We start from the raw sequence: 26,273 nt of genomic DNA, 5'->3' as shown, positions 1-26,273 counted from the left end.
AAATATTGCTGTAAAATCAAAGCCAGATTTTAATCGCAGCTTCAAACCCTCTGAAACCTTTATTTCTTCGCGTCCTTTGCGTCTTCGCGGTTCAATCCGATCTTTGATTCCTACACAAATCCTATTTTAGCCAAATATGAGCGCTTCTGTGTCACCTGCTAGCAATAATATTTCTGAAGTTGTCGAGAAGTTGCGCCGCCTCAGCCAAGTGGAGGTTCAGTCTGGTTGGAGGTACTGCAATTCTGACTCTGCTGTCTCTTCGGTAAATATTTGTAACAGCCCTGTTGCCGAACTTAACGGGAAAGGACATATTGCTTGGCCGTCTGGGAAGCAAGTTTTGTATCTGGGCCAGCAATTTGTAATTCCTGACAATTTGCACGGCTATCCTGTGGTTGGTTTGCGGTTGCTGCTGGGTTTGACTTGGTGGGCTGAAGATGCTCAAATTTTTGTCAACGGCGAGTTAGTCGGACGGGGAGATTTATTTGATTTTGCCGATCGAGTTTTGTTGAGTTCGTCGGCAAATCCCGGAGATGAATTTTTAGTGATTTTGCGGTTGGTAAGTCCGGGTCACGATAACGGTGCTTTAGTGCGATCGATTTGTTTGTACGAAGCTGCTGACTCTTGTTGTTTCGATCCGGGTTTTGTGGCTGCCGAATTAGAGATTTTGCAAAATTCGCTAACTCAAAATTTAGAAAATGTAAATTCCCAATACCTCTCCACTGAAACAATAGCAAATAGCCCCAGGTTTGTCAAGGGGAAAACGCTGAAATCTGAGATTGATTTGGCGCTTGGTTCGATCGATTGGTCGGCGGTGGGCGATCGCGAAAAGTTCGATCGCTCGCTGTCGGTTTTGCGGCACAATTTACTGGGATATCTGCGGGCTTTTTCTGGGGATTTAGATGAGGGAACCGCAGAGGGCGCAGAGGGCGCAGAGGGAGGAATAAGAGAGGAAGTTTCTCAGGTTGGAGAAAATAGCAATGCTACATCTATATATATAGGAGAAGGTGGTGCTCTGACATCTTTTTCTGGGGATTTAGATGAGGGAACCGCAGAGGGCGCAGAGGGCGCAGAGGGAGGAATAAGAGAGGAAGTTTTTCAGGTTGGAGAAAATAGCAATGCTACATCTATATATATAGGAGAAAGTGACGAACAGACATCTATATATACAGGTAAAATTTACTTGGTCGGTCACGCTCATTTAGACTTAGCTTGGCTGTGGCCTGTCCCGGAAACTTGGGAAGCGGCACAGCGAACTTTTGAGTCGGTATTGAAATTGCAATCGGAGTTTCCCGATTTGATTTTCTGTCATTCTACTCCGGCGCTTTATGCTTGGATGGAAGAACATCGGCCGGACTTATTTGCTGCGATTAAAAAACAGGTGGCCGTCGGACGTTGGGAAGTTGTCGGCGGGATGTGGGTAGAACCGGATTTAAACTTGATTTCCGCTGAATCAATGGTGCGGCAAGTTTTTTACGGACAGCGTTACGCAAAAGAAAAATTTGGGGAATTGATGCGGGTGGCTTGGCTACCGGATACTTTCGGTTTTGGGTGGCAGTTACCTCAGATTTTGCGGCAAGGTGGAGTTGATTATTTTGTGACGCAAAAGTTGCGTTGGAACGATACAACGGAATTTCCCCACGGTGCGTTTTGGTGGGAAGGGTTGGACGGTACTAAAATATTTAGCATGATGTCTGCTCCCATTGGCGAAAGTATAGAATCTGTGAAAATGGCAAGTTATGCTTTTGACTGGGAAGCTAAAACAGGTTTGCAAGATGCTCTTTGGTTGCCTGGAGTTGGCGACCACGGCGGCGGCCCGACTCGTGATATGTTGGAGGTGGCGAAACGCTGGAAAATGTCGCCTTTTTTCCCCAGGTTGGAGTTTGCGAAAGCGGTTGATTATTTGTCTTTGATTGAGAGTCAGTTTTTGCCGGCAGTTGCGGATGTCGAGTCTCAATCTAATGTTTCGCAGCCGCCAAGTCGGGGAAATTTGAAACTTCCTCAAATTGCCGAAACTTTGTCGGATGTCGCATCTCCTAACTCTGTCGAAAATTTGCCGGAAACTCAAACGAAACAGCCGCCAAGCTTGGAAAATTTGAAACTTCGGAAAACAGCAGAGAATTTGTCTGGGTTCGGCGGTAACTTTTCCGGCAAAATGTCGAAATCAGAGCATGAATACCTTGATTTTCCCGCTGAGGTTGACAAGGAGAAATCCGAAGTAAAAAATTCCCCCACTCGCCCACTCGCCCACTCGCCCACTCTCCCTGTTTGGAAAGACGAACTTTACTTAGAATTCCACCGGGGTTGCTACACGACTCGCGCCGACCAAAAACGCCAAAACCGCCGCTGCGAAGAATTGCTTTACCAAGCGGAGTTGCTGTCTTCGCTGGCAACGATTTGTACTGGTGCGGTTTATCCGAAATCCGAGTTAGAATCAGCTTGGAAACAAATTTTGTTTAACCAGTTTCACGATATTTTGCCCGGTTCTGCGATCGCCCAAGTCTACGCGGATGCTAATCTAGCCTTTGCCGAGGTCGATCGCGCTTGTCGCGAAATCCTGCTAAAATCTTTGGATGCAATCTCGGCTCAAATTTCTCTGCCGAATCCTCCGCAGCCCGACGCTCAACCGATTTTGATTTTCAATACTCTCAATTGGTCGCGCTCTGAGGTTGTCGCCGTACCGCTTCCCGATTCTGCTGATTCAGCTTGGCAAATTTACGATTTTTCCCGACGGCGATTGGCTTCGCAGATTGTCAGGGGCGATCGACCGCAATCGCCATCTACACTGTTATTCTGGGCAAATAATCTCCCCGCCGTTGGCTACCGGGTGTTTTGGCTGTGTCGCGAAGACGCTCAAACTGTAGATAATGCGTCCGCGAGTTCAGAAACCGAAAAAAAGACAGAGTTATCAAAACTTACATACGGTATAGCACAAAAAAACACGCCTTGTCAAGAAACGCATTTTGCAGCCCCAGAAATGGTTTTAGAAAATGAATTTATTCGGGCAACAGTAGACGGACAAACCGGGGATTTATCCAGCATTTGGGATAAAGTAAATAATAGAGAAGTCCTGAATGCAGCAGGCGGAAATCAACTGCAAGCATTTCAAGACAGCGGTCAATATTGGGATGCTTGGAACATTGACCCAAATTATGAAAAACATCAACTACCAGCGCCGATACTGAAAGATATTTCCTGGATAGCACAGGGAGAAATACGGCAGAGTTTGCGGGTAGTCCGACAAATTGGTAAATCGGAGTTTTGCCAAGATTATATAGTAGAAATAGGTTCGCCGGTGCTGAAAATCAAGACAGTTGCAGATTGGCAAGAAACTCACGTTTTAGTAAAAGCAGCCTTTGGGTTAAATGTAGAAGCAGATTTTGCAACTTGCGAAATTCCCGCAGGTGCGATCGCACGCACAACCAAGCCGCAAACACCCGCCGAAAAAGCCAAATGGGAAGTGCCGATTTTGCGCTGGACTGATATCAGCAATGACGGTTTTGGGGTGAGTTTGCTCAACGATTGCAAATACGGTTGCGACCTTCAACCAAATCAAATTCGGCTGACATTGCTTCGGGGTTCGACTTGGCCTGATGAACAAGCAGATGTAGGAGTTTCCGAATTTACTTGTGCAGTCTATCCCCACGCTGGAAATTGGCAAGAGGCGGGCACAGTTCGGCGCGGGTACGAGTTGAATTTGCCGCTGTTAGTAAAGATGTTGCCCAAGTTAGAGAAAAATGACCACAAGACTCTGCCAGCAGTTGGCAGGTTCTTGGATTTGTCCGCCGAAAATTTAGTTTTGATGGCTTTCAAACAGTCGGAAGAAGATTCTAACGTGTGGATTTTGCGGTGTTGGGAATCCGAGGGGAAGGAGGCTGTGCTAGAATTCAAGAGTGATTTGGAATTAGAGATTGTAGAGCCAGTAGATTTGTTAGAACTGCCTGCCAATTTGTCTGAAAAGTTGCCCGAAGGACGAGGATTTAAGATAGAGCCTTGGAAAATCGCGAGTTTTGGAGTTGTGCGCCAAACAGAGACTTAAAGACTTTATACCGAAATCTGCAAGAATTTTTCAACCTACCTCTTTCGCTCTCATTTATTCTCTTCTCATCTCCCCTCTGCGCCCTCTGCGCCCTCTGCGGTTCATGGAAAACAAATCCAGTTCGCACAGGTAAAAGCCCAAAGCTAAAATTTAATTGTAAGAGCACGATCGTGCAATGATTATAGCCTTTTAGTACAGCCAAAAATACGCAATTCCCAAAGTAACGAAAGTCAGCGGCAGCCCGAACCGCAAATGCTCCTTAAAAGTCAAACGCTCGCCTGATTGTCCTGCAACTTCAGCTACAATTAAATTAGCCGCAGAACCCAACAAAGTTAAATTCCCCGCTAGAGTAGAACCCGCCGCCAACAACAGCCAAGCTTGCGTATCTGTTTTGACAATCACGGATTGCAGAACTAACACCGCAGGTACGTTAGAAATTAAGTTAGAAAGAATTACTGTTACTCCCAACAAACTCAGCGGCGTACCAGTAAAATTAGTTAAATTGTCCAACAAACCGAGTTGTTGAGTGGCCTTAGTCACCACAAACAATCCCGCAAACATCACTCCCAAATTCCAATCCACGCGCTGCAAAATGCGATCGGACTTGACAAGCGAATTTCAAAGGTGGTACCCGCCACGCGATCGATCCGTGGAATCAATCAAAAATCAAAAATCAAAAATCCTCAAGCCCCCGAATTTATCTCGCGCAAGTCAATCCAAAATCCAAAATCTAAAATCTAAAATCGAATGACGCGCCTAGTAATTAACAATATACTGGCAGCTATCCAGGCAGATTCTGCTAAAGGTGCTCCCGCCAAAAAAGCTACTAAAGTCCTGCTGTCACCCACAAACTTTTTGCTAGTAAAGGCTTGAACAATCGATACCGGACTTGGGGAACCTCCGGCAAAGATTTGCCAGAACGCACTTCTGGATAAAGCAACCACAGCCAAGCTACTTGAACCAGCAAACAAGTTAAAGCTACTGGTGCGAGAGAGCGGGCAAATTCTAAATAACTAATTCCCGAAAAAGCACCGACGAGAATATTTTGCGGGTTGCCACTCACAGTCGCCACCGAACCTAAATTAGTACCTCCGGCTAAAGCCAAAAGATAAGGATAGGATTGAGAGACAAAGAGCGAGTCAGACTCAGTGTTAAAGGGGCCAGCAAAATAGCAGTAGTGTCGTTGAGAAAAAATGCCGAGAGAATGCCGCTGCCAAAAGTAACGGCCACCATAATGCCGAAAGGAGAACGAGTAAAGCGAGTTAAAAACTCCAAAGCGAGTTGAAAAAAACCCGATGATCCCAAAGCCGAATTAACGATCGTCATTCCCAGCAAAAAAACGATCGTACCCGGGTCGATCGCCTCCCAAGCAGTTTTGAGGTTGAGTATCCCCAAAGCCACCGCCAAAGCTGACCCAACAATTGCAACCGCCGCCCGGTTCATCCGCAGTCCCGGCAAATATCCCAAACCGAATCCCAAGTAAGTCAGTCCCTATACTAGGTATTTGAGTGTTATCATATATACTTAAAACCATTGATTGCCGTTTTTTTCGATTGTCTGGGATGCTAAAAGTACAGACCGGGTAATTGCAGCTAAACCTGCTGGCATTGCAACTAGCGGGAAATCTACCCTGCCGACGGTCTACCAGCTACAAAGAAACACAAGGGTTGCATTGGGAAGCGAAAACCAGCTCGCTGGACAAGTTATATTTTTGTTACAATTTGTAACGTTTTTTATACCACAGGTTTAATTTAGTTTCACAAGAAAGTTAAATTCCAGAAAGTAAAATTAATTACAGTCGAGTTAAGCTAAAAGTGTTTGCTAAAAAAAGTCATTCAAGCAACCCAGAAACCAACAATTCTCACTTGACCGACACGGACTGCGAAATCGCGGCAGTAAAACTTTCGTGCAGCCAACAAGTCGAACAGGATTGGTATCGAACTCTCTACGACAATTTTCCGGGCATTTACTTCGTTTTAGACGCTTTGGGAAGAGTTTTTTCGCTCAATCAATTCGGCGCGTCTCGCCTCGCCTACAAATCGCAGGAATTAATTTGTCATTCAATTTTTAACATATTTTACTGCCAAGAGCAAGGGAAAATGCAAGCTGAATTTGCCGGATTTGCCCAGCCGGAAAACGGTACGCCAACTCCAAAAGTTGTCTCTTGGGAAGGTTACTTGACTTGCAAAAACGGCAGGATTATTAGGGTAAAAGCAACCGCCCGCGCCATGCCTGCGGTAGACTGGAAAATAGAGGAAAATAGCGATGGTCGCTCAATTGCCAATTTCCAGCGGCCGGCTGTACTTTTAGTTTGCGAAGAAATTAAGGCCGCTTCGCAGTCATCCACGCCGCCCAACCAGAGAGAAAATTGGCGCAGTCCAACTTTAGCGATCGCAAAATTAGCCAAAAGTCAACTTAAAGAACGCAACAATCCAGAAGAATTCATCCGCGAAGTAACAGAAACCGCTGTCAGTATTGTCAACTGCGAGCGAGCCAGTATTTGGTTGTACGGCGAAGACAAAACGCAGCTTCACTGCATCGACCTTTACGAACAGAATACTAAACTCCATTCCGTACAAATAATTATCGCAGCCGCCGAATGTCCGGCGTATTTTCAAGCTTTAAAATCCGCAAGTGCGATCGCAACTGTGGCGGCCGAAAATGACCCAAGAACGCGAGAACTTGCCGGTTTTTATTTTTTTGGCGCTGGGGGTACGACTTCCCTGTTAAACGTACCGATTGTACTGGCAGGTCAAATGGCGGGAATAGTCAGCGTAGAACGCCAGAGTTCCGGCAGTGAGTGGACGAAAAAAGAACATGAATTAACCCAAATTTTAGCCGACTTTGTATCATCAAGTTTGTCTGATAGCGAAAGCTTTAAATTAGAAGCAATGCGGCGCGAACAGCAGCAAAAATTGGCGATTCAATACTACGATATACTAGAAAAAAGAGTAGAAATACGCACTGCCGAACTCAAAAAATCCAACAAAAAACTGCAAAAAGAAATAATTAAAAGAAAACAAGTAGAAGCAGAAATGCTCCGGCAGCAACAAGAACAGCAAATTATTTTTGATTCTGTGCCGGCGATGATTTGGTACAAAGATACCGAAAGCCGCCTGCTGCGAATTAATAAAGCCGCTGCTGCATCGAGAGGTTTGCCTGCTGCTCAATTAGAAGGAAAATCTTTTTATGAAATTTATCCAGACGAAGCAGAGCAATATTATTTAGAAGATTTGGAAGTAATTAATTCCGGCGTTCCCAAACAAGGAAAAGTCGAATTGCTGCCAACGGTCTCGGGTCAAAAATGCTGGGTGCGGACAGATAAAATACCTTACTGCGACGAAACAGGTCAAGTCTCTGGCGTGATCGTGTTTGCAGTAGATATTACTGATATAATTAGAGTCGAAAAAGAACTGCGAGAATATCGCGATCGCCTCGCAGAAAAAGTCGAAAAACGTACTGCTATGTACCGACAAGCTATGGCCGCTTTGTACTCGGCAAATATGCAACTGAAACAGCTAATTAATAACAGTTATTCAGCCGTAAATGGCAACGGCACAGCAGCAGCACGCTTGCTCGAATGCGAAGCTTATTTTGAAGCAGTTGCCATCGCTGACCGCGACACAATTTTGAGCGTCAGCAGCAACTTTGCTGAACTGTTCGGTTACGAACCTGCGGAAATGGCGGGAATTAGCTTGCTGGAACTGCTGTCGCCGAAATCATACAAACAGGCGCCGCAAATGATTTCCGCAGCCAGCAATACAATCTGTGAAACAATTTTTCTCAGGCGAAATGGAACTGCTTTTCCTGCTGATGTTCGCAGTAAATTCGCGATTTTGGAAGGTCGTTTAGTGCAGGTGAAAGCAGTGCGAGACCTCACGGAATGCAAATTATTAGCAGCAGAATTAGAGCGCGAGCGCTCTCTGCTGCACGCTATCCTGGAAGCAACAGCCGACGGCATTCTCGCCGTTACTACCGCCGGAGAAATGATTAGTTTTAACGAAAAGTTAGTCCAAATGTGGGGAATTGATGAAGAAGTTAGAAACTCAATGGATAAAACGGTGCGGCTGACATTTCTCACCAAGCAAGTGAAAGATCCGAAGGCTTTTTTGCAGAGAGTTAAAGAAATTTATAGCGATGCGGAGTCTGAAGCCTGCGATATTCTAGAATTTAAAGACGGCCGCACTTTTGAGCGCTACACGCAGCCGATTCGAGTCGGACAAAATATTATTGGCAGGGTGTGGCGCTTCCGCGATATGACCTCTCGCGAAAAGGTGACAGCAATGTTGGGAGATTCTCAAAGGCGCTTTCGGGCAATTTTTGATTCTTCGTTCCAATTTGTGAGCTTGTTGAAACCGGACGGTACTCTGCTGGAAGCTAACCAAACTTCTCTGGATTTCGCGGGAATTAAGCTGCCAGATGTGGCAAATAGACCGTTTTGGCTCTTGCCTTGGTGGGGAGATTCTGAGGAAGTTCGGGAACAGTTGCAAGAGGCGATTTCTCGATCGGCAAAAGGCGAATTTGTCCGCTATGAAGTGGAAGTTCAAGGTGTAAATCGGACGGCAACTGTTGATTTTTCTCTCAAACCGGTCGCGGATGAAACAGGCAAAATAGTATTGCTGCTGCCGGAAGGTCGGGACATTACTCAAAGCAAGCGAGCCCAAGTCGCGCTGCGGCAACAAATAGAACGGGAACGCCTGATCGCGCAGATTCAATCGCGCATCCGTTCTTCTCTGGATATCCAAGATATTCTCAAAACTACAGTAGCGGAAGTGCGGGAGTTTTTGGCAACCGATCGGGTGCTGATTTTCTGCTTCCGACCCGACTGGAACGGAGATGTGGTGGTGGAGTCGGTTGGAAAAGGATGGATGCCGCTGATGGGGATGACATTTGACGACTGCTGTTTTGCCAATACTTACATCGGACAGTATTTAAAGGGCCGCATTCGCGCCGTAGAGGATATTCAGGGTTCTAATTTGAGCAAGTGTCACATTGATTTTTTGGCCGAGTGTCAGGTGAAGGCTAATTTGGTCGTGCCCATCGTGCAGCAGCGAATCGAACACCGCGACGGCAATCCTTCTTGTCAAGTGCCGAAGTTGTGGGGTTTGTTGATTGCCCACCACTGTTCGGCACCTCGCAAGTGGCAACAGTTTGACCTGGATTTGTTGAGTCAGTTGGGCACTCAAGTGGCGATCGCGATCGAACAATCTTTACTTTACCAGCAGCTATCTGCTGTCAACCAGCGGTTGGACGGGTTGGCGAATTTAGACAGTCTGACTAAGCTAGCTAACCGCCGCCGATTTGACGAGGTGATCGATCGGGAATGGGAGCAGTCGAGCTATTCGGAACCGCTATCTTTGATTATGTGCGACATTGACTGTTTTAAACTTTACAACGACAATTACGGCCACCAGGCCGGGGATGCTTGTTTGCAGCAAGTGGCGCGGGCGATTGAGGATGCTTGCAATAACGCACCCGCAGAACGCCTCTATTTGGCTGCTAGGTACGGCGGCGAGGAATTTGGGGTAATTTTGCCAAATACGGATATCGCGACTGCACAGGCTTTTGCTGAGGGAATCCGCAGCCGCGTCAAAGCCTTGGCAATTCCCCACATCAAGTCTTTTGTCAGCGATTGTGTGACTCTCAGCTTGGGAGTTGCGGGCGTTTCGGAAATTCAAAACTCCCCGAAAATGTTGATTGAAGCTGCAGATAAGGCACTGTATCGAGCTAAGTCTGGTGGGCGCGATCGAGTGGCTATTAGTGATTAGTCATTCGATTTTAGATTTTAGATTTGAGATTTTAGATTGACTTGCGCGAGATAAATTCGGGGGCTTGAGGATTTTAGATTTGAGATGCTTTCGATTGATTCCACGGATAAATCTGGGGGCTTGTACCATCAAGAAATTCGCTTGTCAGCAGCCATGTTATTTTAGATTTTAAATTTTAGATTTTAGATTTGGGAATGACTGATGAAGCTCGTGGTTTGGAGCTTGTCTGCAGTTGCATTTTTTTTGAAACTGGTGTTACTAAAAAAGCGATCGCCCTAACTGGCATAAAGTTAGTGCGATCGCGGTACTATGAATCAGCTATTTATCTATCAGACTCCGCGCGGATTTTTTATGCATTTTCACGGTTTTTTTTACAAAACTTTATAAAAAGAGTTGACTGTTGACTGTTGACTGTTGACTGTTGACTGTGCAGACTAAGTTATTGGTTATTGGTTGTTAGCAGCCCCAAACCAGTAACAAATAACAAATAACCAATAACTTATAACAGTCAACCGTCAACCGTCAACAGTTTTTGAAACACCTCATACATATCCTCAGCCAACTTTTTAGGATTCCACAAAGGTGCGAGATGTTCTGGCTGCTTCGACTTTACTAAATGCTCTTTCACCGCATTTCTGAAACCAGCATCGCGGCCAAACTTAACTCCCCACTGCGTGTATTCTTCCCAACTCCACGCCGCACCCACATCGAGATTTGCACTTTTCAGAAAAGCGTAACCCATCCGCGAAAGATATTGGTCGCCGGATCTAGTTACCACTGGTAAATTCGCCCACAAAGCCTCTAAATTGTGAGTCCCCCCGTTGTAAGGATAGGAATCTAAAAGCACGTCGGCTACATAATAAATAGCCCGGTGTTCTTCTTCACTTCTGGTTTGCCCTATAAACTTAATCCGAGCAAAATCTACTCCCTGAATTTCGCATTCTTCGCGGTAAGTGCTGTGAATAATATCGGGGTCGCCTTGACCTTTGCGGATTAACAAACTATCTGGTACTTCCTTAAGGATTTTAACTTGAGCTCGTACCATTTCGGGATTGGTTTTTCTGCCCGGAGCAACGCACAGATAAGTCATTTGATCCAAGCCAATTCCGAGAGCATTTCTAATCGCCTCTCGATTCACAGGAATGCTTGGCAGTTCGCTAATTGCTACCGAACAAACAGGCAATCTTACTAACTGTTCTAAATAATTTTTTTCAACACCAGGGGGGTGAGTGTGTTCGTCACACAGAAAGTAGTGATTGTCTGAAATGTAGGGCGCGTCGAATCCCAGCCAAGAAACGCAAATCCCCGCAGGATATTGGTATAGGACTTCGACATTTGTTGGCACTGTCATCGAGTCTAAGTCTATCAAAACATCCAAGTTGTCTTGCGCTACTTCGGCGAGGATTTCGCCGCCGTCAGCAAAGCCATTTGGATATTTTTTCGGCCAGTAAAACTTGCCCGCCATTTCTTCAAACCGCTGCGTAACTTCATCTCGGTTGAGTTTCCCGGTGACGTAAAGGTGAACGTGGGGGGTGATGCGGCTTAATTCGCGAATTAAAGCTTCGCTGCACCAACCTACCGAGTGGCGGCGAAAATGTTTGGATAGAAAGCCAATTTTCAAATGTTTTTGTCCCGGATTATTGGCGGCTTTGATTCTGTTCACCGGGCGATGCGGGACGGCTTTTTTGTAGTATTCTTTGGCAATTAGTCTGTAGAAACTGGCATTTTTTTCGCGGTTGTCTCGCAGGTGGGAAACTGCAAATAGGAAGATTTCGTAGAGCAGTTTTAGTTCGATTACGCTAAAGGTTTCGACCTTTTCGTAGCAGAGGTTTTCGATTTCTTCGAGTTTCTGAATTGCCTGTTTGCTGACACCTGATTGCAGGTAGGAAAAGACGTAAGCTGTAGCTGACATGACTGGGGCGACATCGCCGCAGTTTTCGCAGTATTTGTCGGCGACGTTGCGGGCTCCAGCAAGGTTGGTGGAATGGCTTAGCAAGTCGCACAGTTGTTGGTGGGCTTCGCTGAATTTGGGGTTGCATTGGATCGCCTTTTCAAAATTGGCGATCGCCTCCAACGGCTTATCTTGTTTCTGAATGTGTCCCATCCGGCAGTAAACCTCTGCCCAATCCGGTTTCAATGCCAGGGCTTGCTGATAGCTGGCTAAAGCTTCTTCCAGCCGCCCCTGCATGGAAAAACAACTGCCGAGGTTAGCGTGAACTTCCGGCCAGTCGGGCTTAATTTTCAGAGTGTTTTGATAATTAGTAATCGCTTCTTCGTACTTGTTTTGCTGTAAAAAAGAATTGGCTAAATTGAAGTGCAAAACTTCTAATTCCGGCTTTAAACTTACAGCTTTCTGATAGTAAGCGATGGCGGCATCGAGATTGCCTCGCTGAGATTGCGCGCTGCCGATGTTACCGTAAGCTTCGGCCCAATCCGGTTTAATGGCGATCGCTTTTTCGTAGCTTTCGATGGCTTCGTCGCGCTTTCCTTGGCTGAAAAGTCGATTACCTAAGTTAAAGTGGAAGTCGGCACCGACTAGCTGCGGGTTGAGTTCGGATGTTCTTTTAAAACAGGCGATCGCAGCTTCGATGTTGCCGTGTTTGTGATATACTTTCCCTAAATTCCAGTGAGCTCCCGCTAAATCTGGACTGAGGGCAATGGCTTGCTGGTAATGGGCGATCGCTTCTGGCAAACGCCCCATTTTGAAATACATACTGCCGATATTGGCGCGCACTTCCGCAAAATTTGGCTGCAATTCTAGGGCTTGAGAATACGATCGAATCGCAGCTTCAATTTTGCCTCCGGCTTGCAAAGCATTCCCTAAAGTTACGTAAGCGTGAATGAAATCCGGTCGAATTTTTAGCGCTTGCTGACAAGCTGCGATCGCCTCTTTAATTTTACCTTGAACTAAAAAGTTTTCGGCCAGTTTTTTGTAGGGTTCTACTTCTTGATAATTGGCAACTTGTCCGCTATCTGGAACATTAAGCGAGATAACTTGTTCGGAAACTTCGGTGGGGTTTGTAAACGGAGTATTTAAAGTCTCAGTGGTTGGCGCTGGCGGCAAATTTATGCTCGAAGGCTGCAAGCCGTAGCCTTCATCTTTGTTGACAGATACTGGTTGCTGTTCGCCTGATTCTGTTTCTAATTCGATAAATTTGCTGTCGGTAGTTTCCCGCTCTTTTTGTGCGATCGAACTCGATAGTTTTTCAGCAGCGCTGGCATCTCCCGGTTGCAGTTGCAGCACTTTTTGATAGCAAGCAATTGCTGCATCTAAGTTTCCTTGCTGCTGCAAAACGCTGCCAAGCATCAAATTAACCGAGCACAATTGAGGATTAATGGCAAGAGCTTTTTGGTAAGAATTTGCCGCCTGTTCCAATTGCCCTAACTTGTAATACATACTGCCGAGATTCGCGCTAGCTTCGGCAAATTTTGGCTGAATTTCTAAAGCTTGCAAGTAAGCTTTAATTGCCATTTCCAGTTGGCCTTGACTGTGCAGGGCATTGCCCGCTGTCAAGTAAGCTGCAGCAAAATTTGGTTTGAATTTAATTGCGAGATTGCAAGAGGCGATCGCCCTGGCAAACTCTCCTTGCAAAACATAAACTTCCGCCAACTTTTTATGAACTTCCGCATCTCCTGGATTGAACTCTAAAGCTTTCTGATAGTTCTCAATGGCGCCACCGAGATTACCTCGATCTTTCAGCCGATTTCCCTTTACAAAATATGCTTGAGCTGCTTCTAAATCCACTAACGACTCCGTTATCATTTGCTCTGCCACTCTTACAGGTTCTACAGTAATACTATTCAACCATTCTACCCACTCTCAGGAACGCACAGACCAAGTACACCCTCGATTTATATATTCTACCTGCTGTCTCAGACAAGTTTCAGCAGTTGCGCCCCCTGCACCCGCGTCTTCTTTTAAAACTCAGACTGTTGCCTCTAAAAACCGCCTTGTATATCCCTCCCAATCCGGTTTACCAGCACGGTTCCAATTAGTTACCGATGCCAAGTTTTCCACCCCTGACATTGAAACTAGACGGGCAAATCCAGCAGTTGTTTCCGGCAAAGCTGCCAATTCACTCGTCACAATCCGGCAACCGCTGGCGATCGCCTCCATCGCGGCAATAGATGACGTTTCCAAATAGGTATTCGGGTAAGCTAAAACCGCGACTGAACGCAGTTGCCGGACGAGTTCGGGTTGCGGTACGGAACCGACGTACTCGACGCCTTCAGTTTCCTGACACTGGCGGTAAAGTTGACCGAAAAAAAGCTCGTTATTATTGTCGTCTATTTGGTCTACTTTCATGCTGGAAAATACTTATAATCTGGTTCCGGGGACAGCTTGAAAAATTTGGGGAAAAACTTTTAACAAAATATCGAGTCCGCGAAATGGAGTGCTGGTCTAAGCTAGAATGGGCGGTCGAGATTTATGATAGAGGATAGAAATATTATCGGCGAAAATGTTAGCAAAACAAGGTGCGATCGCATTTCTTAAAACATAACTGCGATTGGAGTCAATCCCAAAACGCCGGTGAAATTGCTCGCGCAGCCAGTCGCTGACAAATACAAAGGCATCGCCAGCATTGATTTCTCGATCGTTATTGACATCTTGGAGGAATACAAAGCCCGGATGGTATAATCTTAAAACTATTGAGGAGTACCGAACATGACCACAGAACAAGACCCCGTAAAATTGATGAAACAGCAAGTCGGCTTTGCTGCAGCCGATCGCGTAAAATCTGGTATGATTGTCGGACTCGGCACCGGGTCAACTACAGCTTATACTATTCAAGCATTGGGCGATCGCATAAAATCAGGTGAACTCAAAGATATCAAAGGAGTGCCGACATCTTTTCAATCAGAAGTGTTAGCCAAACAGTACGGAGTACCGCTGACAACACTAGATGAAATTGACAGAATTGATGTTGCTATTGACGGCGCTGATGAAGTAGATCCCCACCTCAACTTAATTAAAGGTGGCGGCGCAGCCCACACCCGCGAAAAAGTAGTCGATTACCTCGCAACTCAGTTTATTGTAGTAGTTGACAGTTCCAAAATCGTAGATAAATTGGGTTCGACTTTTCGCGTGCCCATCGAAGTTATACCGATGGCATTAACACCAGTGATGCGCGCCATTGAAAAATTGGGAGGCAAACCAGAACTCCGCATGGGCGTGAAAAAAGCAGGCCCGGTAATTACCGATCAAGGTAATATGGTAATCGATGTCCAATTTGATGACATTGCCAACCCCGGAGAAATGGAAAAAAGCTTGAATAATATTCCCGGCGTGTTAGAAAATGGTTTGTTTGTAGACTGTACAGACTTAGTTTTAGTCGGCGAAATCAAAGATGGAAAACCCGTAGTACGGGAGATTTCTAAATAGTCAAAACTTCCCGCTGGTACTCAAAAACTCTTTGTGGAACAGGCATCTTGCCTGTTCAGGAGAATGCTGCAATATGGGAGTTAAGCTGTTCCGCATCTAAATTGTATTTTTAGGGCGGGCGAGACGCCCACCCCACAAGACTTTTCTTAAATTTGACTATACAATTTAAATGCACTTCAGCTTAACTTGACTTTGATTGTCAAAATTCAGGGTTTAAACCCCTCTATGACGGAGGAATATTTTTAGGGTGGTGTATAAATCTCTATCCTAAAAACCAGGCACTTCATCTATCAACTGTCAACTGTCAACTGTCAACTGTCAACTGTCAACTGTTTATGATGCAATATCGCAGATTCGGTCGCACAGAATTATCCATGCCCGTCTTTTCCTGCGGTGGGATGAGATATCAGTACAAATGGCAAGACGTGCCAGCCAATGAAATTCCGCCAGACAATCAACAAAATCTAGAAGCGACGATTCGCTACTCGGTTGAATGCGGCATCAATCACATAGAAACTGCTCGCGGTTACGGCACTTCCGAAATGCAATTGGGGTGGATTTTCCCGAAAATTCCCCGCGAAAAGTTGATAGTGCAAACGAAAGTTAATCCCAAACCAAACTCCCAAGAGTTTCGCGAAGAATTTGAGAAATCCTTAGCTTATTTGCAACTGGAATACGTCGATTTACTGTCGCTGCACGGCATTAATACGTGGGAATTGCTAGAGGAGTCCATGCGTCCGGGCGGCTGCATGGATGTGGCGAGAAAGTTGCAAGCAGAAGGGAAAGTTAGGTTTATTGGTTTCTCAACTCACGGCCCGACGGATGTGATAGTCAAAACAATTGAAACTAATCAATTTGATTATCTTAACTTGCACTGGTACTACATCAATCAAATTAATTGGTTGGCTATTGAAGCTGCTAAACGTCACGATATGGGCGTTTTTATTATCAGTCCTTCCGACAAAGGCGGTCAACTTTACAGCCCGCCGCAAAAATTGGTAGATTTGTGCTATCCGCTGAGTCCGATCGTGTTTAACGATTTGTTTTGTTTGTCGCATCCGCAAGTACACACTTTGAGTTTGGGCGCAGCAAAACCTGAAGATTTTAACGAGCATCTTAAAGCTGTAGAATTGTTAGATAAAGCCGATGAAATATTGCCACCGATATTAGCCCGGTTGGAAGATGCAGCAATTAATAAATTAGGAGAAGATTGGTTTAAGACTTGGCACGTCGGTTTACCAACTATAGAAAATACTCCTGGAGGTATTAATATTTATGTGATTTTGTGGCTGTGGAATTTGGCGCAGGCTTACGATACGATCGACTATTGCAAGATGCGCTACAACCTTTTAGGTAATGCGGGGCACTGGTTTCCGGGCAAAAAAGCCGATCGCCTCGATGAATTAGACTTGCGCCGCTGTCTCGCCCACAGTCCCCACGCTGCTAAAATTCCCGGTATTCTTCAAGCAGCCGATCGGCTTTTTGGAGGCGAAGCCATCCAGCGCTTGTCCCAAAAATAATCTAAAAAAAACCCGGTTTCGAGAGAGAAACCGGGTTGGTTAACCGGAGCGCGTGAGATTTAGTGACGCGCACACAATTAGCCTATACTTGAGAAACTCTCACAACCATCGCCCATCCGTCTCATCCATTCGGGCGATCGAACTTTTTTTCTAAACTCACTCCCATTTTGCTTCAATCTGAGATAAAACAGTTAATAATTCACTTAGGTACTTTTTATGACTCTCAAACGCCGAGATTTCTTGTATTTGCTGACGGCCACCGTCGGAGCTATTACCGCAGGTGCTTGCCAAGCGTCAGGAAATAATGTATCCCAAGCAAGTCCAGTTGCAGAAAGCCCAAAAATAGCTCAAACTCCCGGGCCTTTTACACTCCCGCCTCTGCCTTACGAATACAATGCTTTAGAACCGCACATCGATGCGCGCACAATGCAATTTCACCACGACAAACACCACGCCGCTTACGTTAAAAACCTCAACGATGCTGTCAGCAAATACCCGCAACTCAAAAATATCACTGCGGAAAATATGCTGCGAGATTTGAGCAAAGTGCCGGAAGATATTCGCACAGCAGTTCGCAACAATGGCGGCGGACACCTAAATCACAGTATGTTTTGGGAAATCATGAGTCCCAAAGGCGGCGGCGAACCGACAGGGGCAATTGCAACAGCAATTAAGCAAACTTTCGGCAGTGTTGAGGATTTTAAAGCAAAATTTAACGATGCCGGCACTAAGCGTTTTGGCAGCGGTTGGGTTTGGCTAGTCCGCAATAAAGCCGGCAAACTTGAGATTACAACTACTGCCAATCAAGACACTCCTTTGATAGATGGCAACTATCCAATTATGGGTAACGATGTTTGGGAACACGCTTATTATCTCAAATATCAAAACCTGCGCGCTGACTACTTAAAGGCTTGGTGGAATGTTGTTAATTGGACAGAAATTAACAAGCGCTACGAAAAGGCGATCGGGTAGTTTTCGATTAGATGAAATAAAGCAGACGGCGCCGTGCCCTTCTTCGTGTCAACTTAAGACTGAAACCCCTGAGAAATCTCGCTTTTAGCCCAGTCTCGATCCCCCTAAATCCCCCTTAATAAGGGGGACTTTGAGAATATTTCTTGTCCCCCCCTTATTAAGGCGGGTTAGGGGGGATCGGGACCTAATCGGTAGACGGTATACTAACACTACTTTTGACATTAAGTTGACACTAACGGGCACTGCCGTGTCCCTACTAGCTACCGAATGGGACGATCGAACTGCTGTACAACTTTCCGCAAGTAAACGCAGTGCCGCGCCCCCTGACTTGTCGGCGTTGTGAATGCTTCGACTGACTCAACTGTGCCGCCCAAATGCTCGATCGCCCTTTGCAACTCCGTTTCTTCCTCCACCGTCCAATTCCCACGGTAAAGTACAGCCAAACCGCCATTTTTTAGCAGGGGCAGCGCGCATTTAGCGCAGAGAGGAGCGGCTCCAACTGCTCGGAGAAATGCTAGATCGTAAGCTTGTTTGTGCTGTGGCGCTCTGGCAATTTCATCGGATCTGCCTAACAAAGTTGCAGCATTTTCTATCCCTAAAGACGGCAAAACTGTTTCCAAAAAAGTAATTTTTTTGCGGGTAGAATCGAGCAAAGTAACTGATAAATGCGGCAGGGCGATCGCGATCGGCAGACCTGGAAAACCCCCACCAGTCCCAATGTCGATCGCTTTCTGCACCGACTCGGCGGACAATTCGGGATTTTCCGCCGAATTGTGATTAGCTGGCAGCAGTCTCGCAATTCCCCGCAGAGAATCCCACAAATGTTTTTCCCAAAACTCCATCGGCTCAGTAATTCGAGTTAAATTCAAGGAGCGATTTCCCTCGACAATTAACTCATAAAGCCGCTGAAATTGTTGCTGCTGCGACTCATGCGGCTGCCAATTCAGCGTTTGCTGCCACAACTCATTCATCTCCGGTAGCACAGGCATTGTAATCTGATTCATCTTGTATTGCCACTCTTTCCTAAACTATGCAAATTCTCTTCGCCCAAAAATGCTTCACAATGCGATCGACCCGCCCGCACTAACTAATGACTGATGACTGATGACTGATGACTAATGACTCACAAAACTCGTTTCCTTAGCTTCTAACTTAGCCCGATCGACCTCCTGCAAATCCCCGTGGTCTAAAGTCCAAAATCGATCGGCAACGCTCAGCAAATCGCTAGCATCGTGAGTAACAATCAACAAAGTCCAGTGACTTTTCAACTTGCTCAACAAGCTTACCAACTGCCGCCGCATCGACCAATCCAAACCCGCCGTCGGTTCGTCCAATAGTAGCAAATGCGGCTGCCGAATTAACTGCACTGCCAGGGCTACCCTCCGCTGTTGCCCGCCGCTCAAAGCGTGGGGGGAAGCCCGCAGCGGCAAATGTCCGAGTCCCACTTCTGCCATTGCTTTGTTGATTTGTTCTTGTCCCAATTCAGGATGTCCCAGTCGCAATTCTTCTAAAATTGTGCCTCCGCAAAAATGCCTTTCTGGAAACTGGAACACTAACCCTCCTAACTGTTGCAAGTGTTCCGGTGTTAATTCTTGTTCCCGCCAGCGGATGTCGCCGCTAGTTTTTTCCGCTAAACCTGCTAATATTTCTAAGAGCGTACTTTTGCCGGAACCGCTGCGGCCCACAATCAGCCCCATTTGCTGCGAGGGAAGTTCTAAGTTAATATTTTTCAGAATAGCATTCGGACAGGCTGTAGGATGATATACTAAGTTTTTTAGATAAAGCATTAATGGCAGTTGTTAGTTGGCAGTTGGCAGTTGGCAGTTGGCAGTTGGCAGTTGGCAGTTGGCAGTTGTTAACAGTCAACAGTCAACAATCAGAAAAATAGTTATTGTTGGATCGGGGAACTCCTGATTGTGCTATTGATAGTTAAGCTGTTTTTGGCTGGGTCGATCGCCCACAATTATTTTACATAAATCTTAACAAAAATTTCCTTTGTTTTCAGCATTGGCGTTTGATTTTTAAGTTTTTTAATGGTATATTTTAATAATGGAAATCTGTTCGTTCATATATGAAAACTCACACTTCCATTATTAAAATATACCGCAACAACATCAAAAAATCAAGCAAATTTCACTATTTTTTTGTCGCGGTCTGAGAGTCTGAGATTTTAACTCTCAAGTTTCTAGTTTACAATATATTCCACTCAGAAAATTGACAATGACGAAAACCCCTTTAGTATCGCTTGGCAAGCAAATGTTAAGTTCTAAACAGACAGTGCGGGCGATCGCCTGTGCAGGAGCGATCGCCCTGAGTATCTCGATTAACTCAGCAGTAGCGGGAGATCCCTTTCGCGCGATCAACCCGCAGGCGATCGGGCCCAACACCGAAACCGCTTTCAAAACAATGTTTCAGCAAGGAAACTACAAACAAGCAAAAGCACAAGTTCAACAAGCACTATCCACCGAACCAAACGAACCGCTCGCCTATGCGATGGCAGCCTCTCTATCATACGTCGAGCAGGACTTAAACTCGATGAATTCCTACGCGCAAAAAACCCGCGAAGTCGCCGAACAATTAAGCAAAACTAACCCATTACGCGGCAACATTTACACAGCAGCAGGTCACTTTCTAGAAGGGGCGAACATTATAGCCAAAGAAGGAACAGCTAAAGGCGCGCCCCAAGCTCTCAACAAACTGCGAGTAGTATTTCAATATCTAGAGGCCGCCGAAAAAATAGCTCCCAACGACCCAGAACTCAACTTGCTCAAAGGCTACATGGACTTAATGTTAGCCACAAACCTGCCCTTTTCCAACCCCAGCGAAGCCATTCAAAGACTCGAACAAAAAGCCTCTCCCCGCTACTTAGCTTATCGCGGCATGGCAGTAGGCTATCGAGACTTGAAAAAGTACGATCGCGCTTTAGAATTTGCCAACAAATCCCTAGCAGAAACGCCCAACAATCCAGAAATTCTCTATCTAAAAGCACAAATATTGTTTTCCCTATCCCAGGGGAAAGACAGCAACAAAACCTTACTTGAAGAAGCCAGAAAAAACTTCGACGCAGCCTTAGCAAAACCCGACCAACTGCCGCGCAGTTTAGTAGCAGAAATCTTCTTTCAGCAGTGCAAAACCAGGAACCGTCTCGACAGGCAATCTCGCGCCTGTGACCCGATGCGCGATAAAATTAGAGATGCAGATGGGCTCTGGGGGCCGGCGGCCTTACCACCACTATAACAACACCAAAAAACTATGAAAGTAGAGTTTCGCGAGTTTAATCCCTTTGACCTCTGGATTTGGCTGAAGTTCAGCAACGTACCTTCAAACGGTGAAAAACAGTATGTTGAAGAAGTGTTTGACTCTTGGTTTTTCTTGGGAAAACTGGGAGGCTTTAATGCGGAAAATTTGCAAGTTCAAGATGAAGGCTTAGATATCAGTCAGATGAATTACGATGTTAATCTAGCCGACCAAAGCATGATGGCTTTAATGCACAATATGGGAGAAATGGAGTATCAAGGTTCTTGGGCTCGCTGCTGGTTTGATTTGGGCACTAGCGATGCGATCGGCCTCGATGTTTTGATTAATGTTTTCCAGCAACTCAGCAAAGAATTCGTAACGATTGAAAAACTCATTATTGGCGGGGAAAATAGAAACTGGCCCGTTGACAGCAGTCGCCGTCGAGAGTCTTTTGCTGCTGATAATTAGTGATTAGTCATTACTCATTAGGGGCGGATTATACTCGTTACTAGGCTCTGCCTGGTAACACAGATCCGGAGGCTCTGCCTCCTATTTGCCTGCTCCGAAAGCGAGGCAGAGCCTCTGGACATTGATTCCTAGGCAGAGCCTAGGAACCAGTTAACTGATGACTAATGATTGATGACTGATGACTGATAACTAATTATGCAAAAAGGTAAAGTTCGCGTAATTGTTTTAGGATTAATTCGATCGGGCGATCGCATCTTCGTTTACGAAGGCGACGATCCGGTCAAACAAGACACATTTTACCGAGCTCTGGGCGGTGGCATAGAATTCGGAGAACACAGCATCGACGCTTTGCAAAGAGAGTTTCAAGAAGAAATTCAAGCCGAGTTAACAAATATCAAATATTTGGCTTGTTTGGAAAACATTTTTGTATTCAATGGCAATACCGGACACGAAATAATACAACTCTATCAGTGCGATTTTGCCGCGCCTAAATTTTATCAATTGGAGAGTCTAGCTTTTGTAGACGGAGAGTGCGAATTAACCGCACTTTGGATGCCGATCGAGCACTTTCGATCGGGCAAATTGCGCTTAGTTCCAGACAACTTTATCGATTACTGCGAAGGCTAATAATAACTACAGGACTAAGGCAAACTGGCACAGTCTTCAAGCAATTTTTAGGTTTGTAGTTGCGCTTCAGCGCCGACCGGCGCTGAAGCGCAACTACAAACCTTTTTCACCCGAAATATTTGCTATGACTAACAGGATGAATAAACCCGCCCCTTCCTTCCGGCCAGCGCGTTACATTTATCTACCTTACACTAGGCAGCGTACTCAACACCTGATAGAGAAGAGAGTTAATAAAACCGAGGGCGATCGCCCCCAGCAAAGCACTCCAAATTCCCCACCGCAAGCGAAATCCTTCGACTAGCCAAGCCGCCAATCCAAAGATAGCAGCGTTGATAACAATCATAAACAAACCAAAAGTTACCAACACAAATGGAAAACCCAAAACCACAAAAAGCGGCCGCACCAAAGCATTCAGCAATCCAAAAACCGCCGCCGAAATCATCGCTTTTCCAAAAGTGTCAATGTCCACCCCGATGGGCAACTTGGAAATAATAAAAAAGCTCACCGAAGTTACCAGCCAAGCAATTGCCAGCGAAACGATATCCATGTGTTCATCTCCTTAAAAAAGCTAAACATTAAATCGGAACAACAGCACATCCCCCTCTTGTACAATATACTCTTTTCCTTCACTGCGAACTAAGCCTTTTTCCTTAGCTGCATTCATCGCGCCCGTAGCAACCAAATCTTCATAAGCTACAGTTTCGGCCCGGATGAAACCCCGCTCAAAATCCGAGTGAATCACCCCCGCAGCTTGCGGTGCTAACATTCCCGCGATAATTGTCCAAGCGCGAGTTTCTTTCGGCCCGCTAGTAAAATAAGTCCGCAAACCCAATAATTCGTAAGTAGCTCGAATCAGAGATTTTAAGCCACCTTCTTTGACCCCCAGAGATTCTAGGAAATCCGTTCGTTCTTCCTCGGATAACTCCACCAATTCTGACTCAACTTGCGCCGAAACTATGACAACCTTAGCATTTTCTGCTTCTGCTACTTCCCGCACTTGTTCGACATAGCTATTTCCCGTTGCTAAATCGTCCTCAGACACGTTAGCAGCATAGATAATTGGTTTGTTGGTCAGTAATTCTAAACCTTTAACTAATTCAGCTTCTTCATCTGTGAAACTGTACTGCCGCGCCGGTTTCCCCGCATTTAAAACAGCGACCAATTTTTCTAGCACATCCACTTCTGCCTGAGCTTCCTTGTTGTTGCGGGCCAGCTTGCGAGTGCGATCGAGCCTGCGTTCAATTTGAGCTAAATCTGCTAAAATTAATTCGAGATTGATAATGTCAATATCTCGCTGGGGATCGACAGAACCCGCAACGTGAATAATATCATCATTGTCAAAACAGCGGACAACGTGGACGATCGCATCCACGGCCCTAATGTGAGACAAAAACTGATTTCCCAGTCCTTCCCCCTGACTCGCCCCCTTCACCAAACCCGCAATATCCACAAATTCCATGCGCGTAGGCACAGTTTGCGCGGAATTGGAAATATTGCTCAGCACCTTCAACCGTTCGTCTGGCACTGCCACGATACCTGTATTTGGCTCGATCGTACAGAAAGGAAAATTAGCAGCAGTCGCCTTGGCATTAGCAACCAAAGCATTAAACAAGGTAGATTTGCCAACATTAGGCAGTCCGACAATTCCGGCGGTGAGCATAGGTATTTAGAAACATATCACTGTTTCAAAATATCATAAGTATCAGCAATATACAGATTAATCCCTGTAGGGACACGGCATTGCCGTGTCCCTACAGAATCTGGAATATGCTGTATCTGACCAAAAGTAATTAGGTCCGGGGCCAGAGGATTCATCCGTGGAGGGAGAAAAAAAGCTCCGAATCATCTTGTGCTCGCCCCCGAATTCATCCGTGGGATCGATTCTAAAATCTAAAATCTAAAATCTAAAATCGATTGACTTGTCCCTTCTAACTTCTACAGCTAAGCTTGAATAAATATCGAACTTGAGGTATGAGGGTAAATGGTTAACAAGTGGTTAAGCAAAGTAACGATCGCTGCGGGGCTGTCGCTGCCCCTGTTAGCGCTGACAGCAGCTAGCGTTTTCGCTGAGATGGTCAAAATTTCGGTGGTTAACAACAGCGGTAAGACGATGACAGCCGTTTATATTTCTCCTCCCGATAAGGATACTTGGGGAGAAAACGAGCTAGAGGCCCCCATTGCCGATCGGGAAAAGGCAGATTTTGAGTGGAATCAAGCTGACTACGGCGGCTCGGATGCGGGCTGTGTTTTCGATGTCAGGGCGGAATACTCTGATGGCAAATCCACAGAGTTGGATGCTGTTGACCTTTGTAAAGAGACTGCGCTCAACTTCAAGTAATCGATAATCTACGCAAAAACCGAGTTTTTTTCAAGTCTGATATTCAACAAAAATATTGGGGACTTTGGAGAAACCCGGTTTTTGCGATCGACCTCACAAACAATCTTAAATTTCGCGATCGACTAAAACATAATTTAAACAGGTTCCGGGATTGTCTGAGGAATTGGCCCGGGCACCGTCTGAGGAATTGGAGAGGGTACAGTTTCCGGCACCGGTTCGGGAATGGGCTGGGGAATTGGCGCAGGTACGGGCTCCGGTACTATCCCGGGAATCGGTTCGGGAACGGGGCCCGGCACTGGTGGCGATGCGGGTATAGTCGGCAGCCCCGGTTCGGTACTGGGAATCTGCGGGCCTGGAAACGGAGTAGGGTCGGGAAAAATCATGTTATTGTTTTGCTCGCTAATAGAGATGTCTCACAAACATTTTGTTGCCACTCATACCTATATTTTTAAACAAAAACAACTGAGTGGTCAGATTGTTGAATCTCATTATATTAAATTTAAAATTGTGGCTAACACATCTATCTAAATAGCTATAATTTAATGTTACGTCGCATAAAAATATGCCTTCGGTATTAAACTAGATATCAAATACAGCAATCAAGATTAAGCGTGTCACCAGCAAACTCTCAACAACAAACGCCTCTATTAGATGCCTTGCGCGATCGCACAAATCACCCGCACGCCCCATTCTACGCCCCCGGACATAAACGCGGACAAGGAATCTCAGGGCCGCTAGTTGACTTATTCGGTGCGGCAGTATTTCGAGCGGATTTGCCCGAATTGCCCGAGTTAGACAATCTCTTTAACCCAGAAGGTGCAATTGCCGAAGCTCAAGACTTAGCCGCCGCAGCATTTGGAGCCCAATCAACTCGGTTTTTGGCAAACGGTTCGACTTGCGGAATTATCGCCGCCATCTTAGCAACTTGCGGCCCGAGCGATAAAATTATCTTGCCTCGAAATATCCACTCCTCGGCGATTTCTGGTTTAATTTTATCCGGTGCAATTCCAATTTTTGTCAATCCAGAGTACAACCCGGATTGGGATATTGCCAACAGCATCACCCCAGAAGCCACAGCAGCAGCCCTAGAACAACATCCCGACGCCAAAGCAGTAATGATAGTTTACCCAACCTATCACGGCGTCTGCGGGGATTTGCGGGCGATCGCCCAAATTACCCATCAATACAACATACCGTTATTAGTAGACGAAGCCCACGGCGCGCACTTTAAGTTTCATCCAAACTTGCCAGAAACGGCACTATCAGCCGGTGCAGATTTAACAGTACAATCCATCCACAAAACCCTCGGTGCAATGACACAAGCATCGATGCTGCACGTCAAGGGCGATCGCATAGATATCCAAAAATTAAATAGAGCATTGCAGTTAGTACAATCTACCAGTCCGAGTTATATACTATTAGCATCATTAGACGCAGCCCGCCAACAAATCGCACTCCACGGCGAACAGTTAATGACCCAAACTTTACTGCTAGCAGAAAAAGCGCGATCGCGCATCAGTCTAATTCCCGGCTTGTCAGTTTTAGAACCCTTAAATACACCGGGTTTTGCAGCATTAGACCGCACCAGGCTAACAGTAAAAGTATCCGATTTAGGAATCACGGGATTTGCCGCCGATGAAATTCTGCACTCGGAACTCGCAGTCACTGCAGAATTACCAATGCCGCAACATCTAACATTTATTATCAGCTTGGGAAATACAGAATCAGATATTGACAATTTAATAAAAGCTTGTACTTTTTTAGAAGGAAGAAGGAAGAAAGAAGAAGGAAGTTCGGCAACGGATTCTGTAACGGATGTAAAGGATAGAAGGAAGAAGGAAGAAGGAAAAGGAAAAGGAAAAAGGGAAGATTTTTCCCATCCCCCACTCCTCCACTCTCCCACTCCCCCACTCCCCCTCTCCCC

General features: G+C 45.8%; 19 protein-coding genes and 1 pseudogene. 10 read left to right on the top strand and 10 right to left on the bottom strand.

Features of this window, described 5'->3' with window-relative positions; all coding sequences use genetic code 11:
- Positions 1-136 precede the first annotated feature (136 nt).
- A complete protein-coding gene (locus QUA56_RS24590) occupies positions 137-4,036 on the top strand; it encodes an alpha-mannosidase (RefSeq protein ID WP_333362917.1) in 3,900 nt (1,299 codons plus the stop codon).
- A gap of 189 nt (positions 4,037-4,225) precedes the next feature.
- On the opposite strand, the pseudogene QUA56_RS24585 reads toward QUA56_RS24590, so the two are convergent.
- From QUA56_RS24585 to QUA56_RS24575, 3 genes and pseudogenes are all read right to left on the bottom strand, one after another.
- Positions 4,226-4,633 (bottom strand): annotated as a pseudogene (locus QUA56_RS24585) (SLC13 family permease); the annotation flags it as partial.
- Positions 4,634-4,862: 229 nt separating this feature from the next.
- Positions 4,863-5,141: an SLC13 family permease gene (locus QUA56_RS24580; RefSeq protein WP_333362914.1), complete on the bottom strand. Its 279-nt coding sequence runs from the start codon at positions 5,139-5,141 to the stop codon at positions 4,863-4,865.
- A complete protein-coding gene (locus QUA56_RS24575; RefSeq protein ID WP_333362911.1) occupies positions 5,132-5,515 on the bottom strand; it encodes an SLC13 family permease in 384 nt (127 codons plus the stop codon). Before QUA56_RS24575 ends, QUA56_RS24580 begins: the two co-directional genes overlap by 10 nt.
- Positions 5,516-5,850: 335 nt before the next feature.
- Here QUA56_RS24575 and QUA56_RS24570 point away from each other — a divergent pair, with 335 nt between their 5' ends.
- Entirely contained in the window at positions 5,851-9,804 is a 3,954-nt protein-coding gene (locus QUA56_RS24570; protein ID WP_333362908.1) for a PAS domain S-box protein, read from the top strand.
- Between the two features lie 508 nt (positions 9,805-10,312).
- Here QUA56_RS24570 and QUA56_RS24565 read toward each other — a convergent pair.
- The gene (locus QUA56_RS24565) at positions 10,313-13,567 is read right to left on the bottom strand and encodes a tetratricopeptide repeat protein (protein WP_333362905.1); all 3,255 of its coding nucleotides are present in this window, start codon (positions 13,565-13,567) and stop codon (positions 10,313-10,315) included.
- A 162-nt stretch (positions 13,568-13,729) separates the two neighbouring features.
- Complete coding sequence (locus QUA56_RS24560; protein ID WP_333362902.1) at positions 13,730-14,110, bottom strand: glycosyltransferase; 381 nt, start codon at positions 14,108-14,110, stop codon at positions 13,730-13,732.
- A 360-nt stretch (positions 14,111-14,470) separates the two neighbouring features.
- Here QUA56_RS24560 and rpiA point away from each other — a divergent pair, with 360 nt between their 5' ends.
- The 3 genes from rpiA to QUA56_RS24545 all read left to right on the top strand — a co-directional run bounded on the left by rpiA (position 14,471) and on the right by QUA56_RS24545 (position 17,679).
- Complete coding sequence (gene rpiA, locus QUA56_RS24555) at positions 14,471-15,187, top strand: ribose-5-phosphate isomerase RpiA (RefSeq protein WP_333362899.1); 717 nt, start codon at positions 14,471-14,473, stop codon at positions 15,185-15,187.
- 335 nt (positions 15,188-15,522) lie between these two features.
- Positions 15,523-16,707, top strand: coding sequence for an aldo/keto reductase (locus QUA56_RS24550; protein WP_333362896.1), 1,185 nt, complete (start codon positions 15,523-15,525; stop codon positions 16,705-16,707).
- Between the two features lie 216 nt (positions 16,708-16,923).
- Positions 16,924-17,679: a Fe-Mn family superoxide dismutase gene (locus QUA56_RS24545; RefSeq protein ID WP_333362893.1), complete on the top strand. Its 756-nt coding sequence runs from the start codon at positions 16,924-16,926 to the stop codon at positions 17,677-17,679.
- 260 nt (positions 17,680-17,939) lie between these two features.
- Here the strand turns inward: QUA56_RS24545 and rsmG are convergent, their stop codons facing one another.
- Positions 17,940-18,683, bottom strand: a complete 744-nt coding sequence (gene rsmG, locus QUA56_RS24540) for a 16S rRNA (guanine(527)-N(7))-methyltransferase RsmG (protein ID WP_333362890.1) — start codon at positions 18,681-18,683, stop codon at positions 17,940-17,942.
- A 111-nt stretch (positions 18,684-18,794) separates the two neighbouring features.
- Positions 18,795-19,466: an energy-coupling factor ABC transporter ATP-binding protein gene (locus tag QUA56_RS24535; RefSeq protein ID WP_333125234.1), complete on the bottom strand. Its 672-nt coding sequence runs from the start codon at positions 19,464-19,466 to the stop codon at positions 18,795-18,797.
- Between the two features lie 433 nt (positions 19,467-19,899).
- Between QUA56_RS24535 and QUA56_RS24530 the strand changes: the two genes are divergently transcribed.
- The 3 genes from QUA56_RS24530 (at position 19,900) to QUA56_RS24520 (ending at position 22,011) form a co-directional block, all read left to right on the top strand.
- Positions 19,900-20,916 carry a Sll0314/Alr1548 family TPR repeat-containing protein gene (locus QUA56_RS24530; protein WP_333362887.1) on the top strand — a complete coding sequence of 339 codons (1,017 nt, stop codon included), beginning with the start codon at positions 19,900-19,902 and terminating at the stop codon, positions 20,914-20,916.
- Positions 20,917-20,931: 15 nt separating this feature from the next.
- Positions 20,932-21,384 (top strand): DUF3531 family protein, encoded by a 453-nt coding sequence (locus tag QUA56_RS24525; RefSeq protein ID WP_333362885.1) that lies wholly within the window; start codon positions 20,932-20,934, stop codon positions 21,382-21,384.
- A gap of 195 nt (positions 21,385-21,579) precedes the next feature.
- Complete coding sequence (locus tag QUA56_RS24520) at positions 21,580-22,011, top strand: NUDIX hydrolase (protein ID WP_333362882.1); 432 nt, start codon at positions 21,580-21,582, stop codon at positions 22,009-22,011.
- Between the two features lie 181 nt (positions 22,012-22,192).
- On the opposite strand, the gene QUA56_RS24515 is transcribed toward QUA56_RS24520, so the two are convergent.
- Positions 22,193-22,558: a phage holin family protein gene (locus tag QUA56_RS24515; RefSeq protein WP_333362879.1), complete on the bottom strand. Its 366-nt coding sequence runs from the start codon at positions 22,556-22,558 to the stop codon at positions 22,193-22,195.
- Between the two features lie 21 nt (positions 22,559-22,579).
- Positions 22,580-23,671 (bottom strand): redox-regulated ATPase YchF, encoded by a 1,092-nt coding sequence (gene ychF / locus QUA56_RS24510; protein ID WP_333362876.1) that lies wholly within the window; start codon positions 23,669-23,671, stop codon positions 22,580-22,582.
- A gap of 321 nt (positions 23,672-23,992) precedes the next feature.
- On the opposite strand from ychF, the gene QUA56_RS24505 reads away from it, so the two are divergent.
- Positions 23,993-24,349, top strand: a complete 357-nt coding sequence (locus tag QUA56_RS24505; protein ID WP_333362873.1) for a hypothetical protein — start codon at positions 23,993-23,995, stop codon at positions 24,347-24,349.
- A 134-nt stretch (positions 24,350-24,483) separates the two neighbouring features.
- Here the strand turns inward: QUA56_RS24505 and QUA56_RS24500 are convergent, their stop codons facing one another.
- Entirely contained in the window at positions 24,484-24,732 is a 249-nt protein-coding gene (locus QUA56_RS24500) for a gamma-aminobutyric acid A receptor, epsilon-like protein (protein ID WP_333362870.1), read from the bottom strand.
- Between the two features lie 228 nt (positions 24,733-24,960).
- Between QUA56_RS24500 and QUA56_RS24495 the strand changes: the two genes are divergently transcribed.
- On the top strand, positions 24,961-26,273 hold a 1,313-nt coding region (locus QUA56_RS24495; RefSeq protein WP_333362867.1), incomplete at its 3' end, for an aminotransferase class I/II-fold pyridoxal phosphate-dependent enzyme.

The sequence above is a fragment of the Microcoleus sp. N3A4 genome (assembly GCF_036701805.1).
In the GTDB taxonomy this organism is placed as follows: Bacteria; Cyanobacteriota; Cyanobacteriia; order Cyanobacteriales; family Microcoleaceae; genus Microcoleus.
The sequence above is the reverse complement of the archived record's forward strand: the minus strand, read 5'-3'. Positions and strand labels throughout refer to the sequence as shown.

Bases quoted from the DNA above. Each gene is read 5' to 3' on its own strand.
- QUA56_RS24590 (WP_333362917.1), top strand. From the start codon at position 137: ATGAGCGCTTCTGTGTCACCTGCTAGCAATAATATTTCTGAAGTTGTC.
- QUA56_RS24565 (WP_333362905.1), bottom strand. From the start codon at position 13,567: ATGATAACGGAGTCGTTAGTGGATTTAGAAGCAGCTCAAGCATATTTT.
- QUA56_RS24560 (WP_333362902.1), bottom strand. From the start codon at position 14,110: ATGAAAGTAGACCAAATAGACGACAATAATAACGAGCTTTTTTTCGGT.
- rpiA (WP_333362899.1), top strand. From the start codon at position 14,471: ATGACCACAGAACAAGACCCCGTAAAATTGATGAAACAGCAAGTCGGC.
- QUA56_RS24550 (WP_333362896.1), top strand. From the start codon at position 15,523: ATGATGCAATATCGCAGATTCGGTCGCACAGAATTATCCATGCCCGTC.
- QUA56_RS24545 (WP_333362893.1), top strand. From the start codon at position 16,924: ATGACTCTCAAACGCCGAGATTTCTTGTATTTGCTGACGGCCACCGTC.
- rsmG (WP_333362890.1), bottom strand. From the start codon at position 18,683: ATGAATCAGATTACAATGCCTGTGCTACCGGAGATGAATGAGTTGTGG.
- QUA56_RS24535 (WP_333125234.1), bottom strand. From the start codon at position 19,466: ATGCTTTATCTAAAAAACTTAGTATATCATCCTACAGCCTGTCCGAAT.
- QUA56_RS24530 (WP_333362887.1), top strand. From the start codon at position 19,900: ATGACGAAAACCCCTTTAGTATCGCTTGGCAAGCAAATGTTAAGTTCT.
- QUA56_RS24525 (WP_333362885.1), top strand. From the start codon at position 20,932: ATGAAAGTAGAGTTTCGCGAGTTTAATCCCTTTGACCTCTGGATTTGG.
- QUA56_RS24520 (WP_333362882.1), top strand. From the start codon at position 21,580: ATGCAAAAAGGTAAAGTTCGCGTAATTGTTTTAGGATTAATTCGATCG.
- QUA56_RS24515 (WP_333362879.1), bottom strand. From the start codon at position 22,558: ATGGATATCGTTTCGCTGGCAATTGCTTGGCTGGTAACTTCGGTGAGC.
- ychF (WP_333362876.1), bottom strand. From the start codon at position 23,671: ATGCTCACCGCCGGAATTGTCGGACTGCCTAATGTTGGCAAATCTACC.
- QUA56_RS24505 (WP_333362873.1), top strand. From the start codon at position 23,993: ATGGTTAACAAGTGGTTAAGCAAAGTAACGATCGCTGCGGGGCTGTCG.
- QUA56_RS24500 (WP_333362870.1), bottom strand. From the start codon at position 24,732: ATGATTTTTCCCGACCCTACTCCGTTTCCAGGCCCGCAGATTCCCAGT.